Raw genomic sequence first — 1,128 nt, forward strand, 5'->3', positions numbered from 1 at the left:
AGTTTGTACCTCCATTATTTTTTATTTCCCTTCAAAATTTTTGGAATTGGAATTGATAATTTAATTTCTTCACTTTTTTCAATTAACGAAGACGTCTGATTAATCGTTTGTACAACATGACGATTCGAATTTGTAATCCGTTCAGCTAATTGAAATTGGAAGAATAAAAATGTTGCTGCAGCAGCCAATACTAAATGGATTAAACGAACTTTTTTAGAATTCGTTTTAGATTTTGTTTCACTCGTTTTTTCCGTAATCTGTATTGATTCAGCTTGTTTCATTATTTCGTTCACTAGCTCATCTGAAAAATGAAAATCAGGTGGATTCATCCATTCCATGTCTAATTCATTTAAAAGTTCAAGATCCGCCTGGCATAAGATACATTCATTTAAGTGCTGTTCAAGCAAAAGAGATTCTTTATTTGAAAGCTTCTTTTGTTGATACGATAATAGCTGGTCAGAAGTTAAATGTTTCAAATGATCCCTCCTTTATGCTTGTCTTTAATTAATCGTTTGGCTCGATACAAACGTGATTCTACAGTTTTAACGGCTACATTTAATTTCAAAGCTATTTCACCATAGGTAAGTTCTTCAAAATAATATAATTTCAATACATCGCTATATGCCTGTGGCAATTCTATTAAATATGAATGAATAAGTTCTTTATCAATCGTTTTTATTAAAGCTTCTTCAGGTGATAATAAATTCTCCTCTTGTAAAGTAGAAAGCAATTCACTAGTTTCATTTTCCTGTTGTTTTACTTGTTTTCTTTTAAAATCAATTGCTTTATTCATTGTAATTCGATAAATCCATGTGGCCAAACTAGATTCCCCGTTAAAGTTTTCGAGAGAACGATACAATTGGAGAAAGACTTCTTGCGAAATATCTTCAGCATCCTTTTGATTATTTGAAACTTTCAGTGCTACTGCAAATACCTTTGATTGGTATCTTACTATTAATTCTTTAAATAGTTGATGATTCCCCTTTACTATATTCCTTACTAATTGTTCATCCGACTCCATTGCATCACCTCTTTCCTCTTCCATAACTTTAGACGAAGACAAATTTAAAAACCCTGCAAAAAAAATAAAACTTTTTAAAATAAATTTTTAAACAATCTTTCTTACTC

General features: G+C 30.4%; 2 protein-coding genes. Both read right to left on the bottom strand.

What is annotated here, in order from left to right; translation table 11 throughout:
- Window positions 1–14 precede the first annotated feature (14 nt).
- The gene (locus CN514_RS24720; RefSeq protein WP_098234824.1) at window positions 15–476 is read right to left on the bottom strand and encodes a hypothetical protein; all 462 of its coding nucleotides are present in this window, start codon (window positions 474–476) and stop codon (window positions 15–17) included.
- On the bottom strand, window positions 473–1,063 hold the full coding sequence (locus CN514_RS24725) for an RNA polymerase sigma factor (protein WP_098234825.1): 591 nt from the start codon (window positions 1,061–1,063) through the stop codon (window positions 473–475). Before CN514_RS24725 ends, CN514_RS24720 begins: the two co-directional genes overlap by 4 nt.
- Between the last annotated feature and the right edge of the window lie 65 nt (window positions 1,064–1,128).

Source organism: Bacillus sp. AFS001701 (assembly GCF_002559405.1).
Classification (GTDB): Bacteria; Bacillota; Bacilli; order Bacillales; family Bacillaceae_G; genus Gottfriedia.